The organism is Brevundimonas kwangchunensis (genome assembly GCF_039523815.1).
GTDB classification, from domain to species: domain Bacteria; phylum Pseudomonadota; class Alphaproteobacteria; order Caulobacterales; family Caulobacteraceae; genus Brevundimonas; species Brevundimonas kwangchunensis.
Map to the genome: position 1 here is coordinate 488,395 of NZ_BAAAGA010000002.1, position 4,740 is coordinate 493,134.

At 66.9% G+C, this 4,740-nt stretch carries 7 protein-coding genes and 1 tRNA gene; all 8 read left to right on the forward strand.

Annotation, left to right across the window (positions count from 1 at the left end; all coding sequences use genetic code 11):
* Nucleotides 1-151 precede the first annotated feature (151 nt).
* The 8 genes from infA (at nucleotide 152) to ABDZ95_RS07440 (ending at nucleotide 4,709) form a co-directional block, all read left to right on the forward strand.
* Nucleotides 152-370 (forward strand): translation initiation factor IF-1, encoded by a 219-nt coding sequence (gene infA / locus ABDZ95_RS07405; RefSeq protein ID WP_003164348.1) that lies wholly within the window; start codon nucleotides 152-154, stop codon nucleotides 368-370.
* A 12-nt stretch (nucleotides 371-382) separates the two neighbouring features.
* Complete coding sequence (locus ABDZ95_RS07410; RefSeq protein ID WP_343792229.1) at nucleotides 383-958, forward strand: Maf family protein; 576 nt, start codon at nucleotides 383-385, stop codon at nucleotides 956-958.
* Nucleotides 955-1,956 (forward strand): RNA-binding protein, encoded by a 1,002-nt coding sequence (locus ABDZ95_RS07415; protein ID WP_343792231.1) that lies wholly within the window; start codon nucleotides 955-957, stop codon nucleotides 1,954-1,956. Before ABDZ95_RS07410 ends, ABDZ95_RS07415 begins: the two co-directional genes overlap by 4 nt.
* Nucleotides 1,957-1,959: 3 nt before the next feature.
* Nucleotides 1,960-2,124, forward strand: a complete 165-nt coding sequence (locus tag ABDZ95_RS07420) for a DNA gyrase inhibitor YacG (protein ID WP_343792233.1) — start codon at nucleotides 1,960-1,962, stop codon at nucleotides 2,122-2,124.
* A 64-nt stretch (nucleotides 2,125-2,188) separates the two neighbouring features.
* Nucleotides 2,189-2,264, forward strand: a tRNA-Phe gene (locus tag ABDZ95_RS07425).
* A 382-nt stretch (nucleotides 2,265-2,646) separates the two neighbouring features.
* Nucleotides 2,647-3,555, forward strand: coding sequence for a MotA/TolQ/ExbB proton channel family protein (locus ABDZ95_RS07430; protein WP_343792235.1), 909 nt, complete (start codon nucleotides 2,647-2,649; stop codon nucleotides 3,553-3,555).
* Nucleotides 3,556-3,560: 5 nt separating this feature from the next.
* The gene (locus tag ABDZ95_RS07435) at nucleotides 3,561-3,998 is read left to right on the forward strand and encodes a biopolymer transporter ExbD (RefSeq protein ID WP_343792237.1); all 438 of its coding nucleotides are present in this window, start codon (nucleotides 3,561-3,563) and stop codon (nucleotides 3,996-3,998) included.
* Between the two features lie 12 nt (nucleotides 3,999-4,010).
* Nucleotides 4,011-4,709 (forward strand): energy transducer TonB family protein, encoded by a 699-nt coding sequence (locus ABDZ95_RS07440; RefSeq protein ID WP_343792239.1) that lies wholly within the window; start codon nucleotides 4,011-4,013, stop codon nucleotides 4,707-4,709.
* Nucleotides 4,710-4,740: the final 31 nt, after the last annotated feature.

Here is a 4,740-nt window from a genome sequence, read left to right on the forward strand (position 1 = left end):
TGCGCCGCGCCACCTCCCCATCGCTTCGCAACGGGGAGGAGACCTCCGAACTCGACTAACGGCGCGTTTTCATGCATATGGCCGCACCTTCGATGTGCGCGGCCGCCCGGCGTGCGTCGTCTATCTGTATTCACCGGGCGTGAGAGGCCGCATGGCTAAGGAAGAACTGCTCGAGTTTCCCGGCGTCGTCAGCGAACTGCTGCCGAACGCGACGTTCCGCGTGACGCTCGAGAACGACCACGAGATCATCGCCCACACCGCGGGCAAGATGCGCAAGAACCGCATCCGCGTGCTGGCCGGCGACAAGGTGCTGGTCGAGATGACGCCGTACGATCTGACCAAGGGTCGCATCACCTACCGCTTCAAGTAAGGGCGGGCTCGAATGAGCCATCCTGAGCTTGTGCTGGCTTCAGCCAGCCCGCGCCGCGTGGAGTTGCTGGCGCTGGTCGGGATCACGCCCGACCGAATCGAACCCGCCGATATCGACGAGACCCCGCTGAAGGGCGAGACGCCGCCGCGGCTGGCCGCACGGCTGGCCATCGGCAAGGCGGGCGTCGTGGCCGAGCGCGCGCCTGACGCCGTGGTGCTGGCGGCCGATACGGTGGTGTCGGTGGGCCGGCGCTTTCTGGAGAAGGCCGCCGACGAGGCCGAGGCAGTGCGGTTCCTGAAGTTGCTCTCGGGCCGGGGGCATCGCGTCTATACCGGTGTCGCCGTGGCCGCGGGCGGTCAGGTGCGCCATCGGGTCGTGGAGACCCGCGTGACCTTCAAGGTGCTGTCCGACGCCGAGATCGAAACCTACGTCGCCTCGGGCGAATGGAAGGGCAAGGCCGGGGGCTATGGCATCCAGGGCCGGGCCGGGGCCTTCGTGACGCGGCTGGTGGGCAGCTATCCGGCCGTGATGGGCCTGCCCCTGTATGAAAGCGTGAACCTGCTGACCGGCGCGGGCTACAGGCCGTGACCGTCGAGGCCTTCCTGGACGAGACGCCGGGCGAGATTCGCGGCGTCGTCATGCGGGACGGCCGGTTCGAACATCTGCTGATCGAGCGCGAGGACGACATGCAGCCGCATCGGCTGGGCGCGCGGTCGGTCGGGCGCGTGGCCTCGGTGGAGCCGTCGCTGAAGGGGGCGTTCGTCGATCTGGGCGTCGATCCGGGCGTCGCGGGGTTCGGCTTCCTTCCGCTGAAGGGCGAGGGGAAGGCCGCGGTCGGGGACAAGGTCGAGGTCGAGGTCGTCGCCGAGCCGCGGCGGGGCAAGGGGCCTGCGCTGAAGCTGATCGGACCGGGGCAGGGGGCGCCGCGCCTGCTGTCTCCGGGGCCGGGGGTGAAGGAGACGCTGGCGATTCTAACGGCCGGCGTTGAGCCGGTGACGGGGCTGGAGGCGATCCAGGCCAGTTGGGACGCCGAGGAAGAGGCAGGCTTACCCGGCGAGGTGTTTCGCGACACCGGGCTGGATCTGATGGTCGAGCGGACCCGGGCGATGGTGACCGTCGATCTTGATTTTGCGGCTGTGCAAGGCGTGGCCACGGGAATGAAGGCGCGGGACCGGGCGAACCGGCAGGGGCTGGCGCAGGCGGCGCGTCTGATCGGGTTGAAGCGCTGGGGCGGGCTGGTGGCCATCGACCTGATCGGGACGAATCTGGACGGGCCGCCGATTCTGGCCACGGCGAAGGCGGCGTTCGGCAAGACGGCGTCTGTCGGGCCGATCAACCGGTTCGGGGTCCTGCAACTGGCGCTGCCCTGGGGGCGAACGCCGGTCGAGGAGATTTTCACCGGCACGGACGGGCGGCGTATGGTCGCGCACCGGGCCCAGGATGTGGTCCGCGGGCTGCGTCACGCGCTGCTGTCGGACACGGCGTCGCCGCGGATCGTGGAGAAATGTCCAGCGGACGTCGCGGATCTGGCGGCGCCTCTGGTCGCGAGGCTGGGGCCACGCGCGGCGATCGAGATCGAGGAGTAAGCGATGGCGACCTGTCCCATCTGCCGTCAGAACGAGACGGATCCGAAGTACAAGCCGTTCTGCTCGAAGCGGTGCGCCGACGTGGACCTGCAGCGTTGGTTCACGGGCGGCTACGCCATACCGGGCGGGAACGACGAGCCACCGGCGGGCGACCGCGAAGAAGACTGAATTGGGCGCTGGACAGGTAAATCCGCCTCGCCTATAGACGCCGCTCCCGCGAGGCGGGGCGCTTGCCTGGGTAGCTCAGTTGGTAGAGCAGCGGATTGAAAATCCGCGTGTCGGTGGTTCGAATCCGCCCCCAGGCACCATCGCCCCCTGACCCGTCACCGGACGGTGGCGTTCGGGTATCATGAAAATGTCGCTTTCGGCCGGAATCCTCGGCATCGAACACGCTTGTTCTCCCACGGGGGGAAAAGCGCCGTTGCGCACTTGACGCTCTGGTACGCGTTCGCCAAAGGAGCTTGACCGCTTTCTTTAACGAGCGGTCGATGTGGGTGAGGAAAACGGTTTCCTCAAGTGCATCGAACCGCCCCGGTGGCCTCGGCAACCGGAAGCGTCAGGAGGCGTTCCACAGGATCAGGTTCCAAGAACCTCGATGCTGCGGACGAACATTTCATCGAGGATCGGCGCCTGACAGCGTCGGTTCTCTAGGGTTCCACTGTCAGACCAAAAAGCAGGAACTGGCGAATTATGCTCGATATCAAGAAGACCAACATCCTCCTGGCCATGGCCGGCGCCGCCGTCCTGATGGCTGGTACGCCGGTCCTTGCCCAGGACGCCGCCGCTCCGGCTGCTCCGGCTGCGACCACCGCCGCCCCGGCTGATGCCGCTGCGACCACGGCCGCTCCGGCCGCCGACGCCGCCCCCGCCGCCGACGCCGCTGAACCCGCCCAGGTCGGCGGTGATCACCACGGCGAACTGACCGTCTCGACCATGTTCATGGACGCGGACATCGTCGTTAAGATCGTCATGATCGGCCTGGTTCTGGCCTCGGTCTTCTCGTGGACCCTGCTGCTGATCAAGCTGTTCGAGTTCGGCGCCCTGAACCGCAAGACCGACGTCTTCCTCGAGTCGTTCCGCGGCACCCGCACCATCGCCGACATGCGCAAGGTTGCGACGTCGGACGAGTTCGAAGGCAACCCGCTGGCCGACATGGCCGCTGCGGCGACCGACGAAATCGAACTGTCGCGTCAGGCTGGCCTGTCGGTGACCGGTGAGCACGCCGACTCGGCGCTCTACCGCGCCCAGACCGCCGTCGCCGCCGTTCAGTCGGGTCTGGCCAAGCGTCTCTCGGGCGGCCAGCAGTTCCTGGCTTCGGTGGGTTCGACCGGCCCGTTCATCGGTCTGTTCGGCACCGTGTACGGCATCATGCGTTCGTTCATCGGTATCGCGAACACCAACACGACCAACCTGGCCGTCGTGGCTCCGGGTATCGCCGAGGCCCTGCTGGCCACCGGTATCGGTCTGTTCGCCGCTATCCCGGCCGTTATCTTCTTCAACTACTTCAACACGCGCATCGCCGCCTACGGCACCCGTTCGGACGGCTTCAACGCCGAGCTGATGAACGCGATCTCGCGTAACCTCGACAAGGGGGCGTAACCCGGATGGCCGCCAAACTTTCGACTGGCGGCGGCGGCAAGTACGCCATTGAGCAGAACTCGGAAATCAACGTTACGCCTTTCGTTGATATCATGCTGGTTCTGCTCATCATCTTCATGGTGGCGGCTCCGCTCGCCACCGTGTCGGTGGAGGTGAAACTTCCCCGTGCGGTCGCAGAAGCCCAGGAAAACCCGCCGGTGCCGATCTACGTCTCGATCCAGAACGATGGTCGGGTCTACATCGGTGACTTCGCGGTGGACATCGGCTCGGTAGGCACGGAGCTGTCCGGTCAGATCGGCCGGCGCAATCCGGCTGACGAGCGGATCTTCATCCGCGCCGACCAGCAGACCCGCTACGGTGACTTCATGCAGGTCATGAACTCGCTCCAGGACAACGGCTTCTATTCCGTGGCCCTGGTCGGCGAAGACACGGCGTCGCAATAGGACGGTGAGATCATGACAGACGTTGAATATCACCGCTCACGGTACGATCCGCCCAAGCAGAAGGCGCCCATGGGCGTCATCATCGCCAGCCTGGCCGTCGTTTCTCTCGCGTTCGCCATCATGGCCTTCTACTTCATGAAGGCGCGCTTCGAGATCGAGCAACGCCAGTACTCCGACAACGCGGTCGAAGTGGAGATCATCGAGCCGGTTCCGCCGCCTCCGCCTCCGCCTCCGCCGCCGCCGCCGCCGGACACGCCCCCGCCGCCCAAGCTGCAGGTTCGCGTTCCCGCTCCGGTGACCTCGGTCGTTCCGCCGCCGCCGGTCGCAATCGCGCCGACGCCGAAGGAAGAACGGGTCGAGTACTCGGGTCCTCCGGTCGTGGTCCCCGGACCGCCGCCGCCCCCGGCTCCTCCGGCTCCGCCGCGTCCGTCGGTGATCACCAACCCGAGCTGGTCGCGTCGTCCGGCCGGTGAGTTCCCGGAACGCGCCCTGTCGCGCGGTATCGAGTCCGGTTCGGTGACCCTGACCTGCACCGCCTCGGCGGCTGGTCGCCTCGAAAACTGCTCCGTCGTGTCGGAAGACCCGGCCGGTGCAGGCTTCGGCCAGGCGGCTCTTCGCGGGGCTCGCAGCGGTCAGCTCTCGCCGCGTACGGTCGACGGCGCCGCCCAAGGCGCTCGCGTGACCTTCACCACGCGGTTCCAGGCCGAATAGGTCTGGGGAGACCCAAAAGGAACAACGCCCC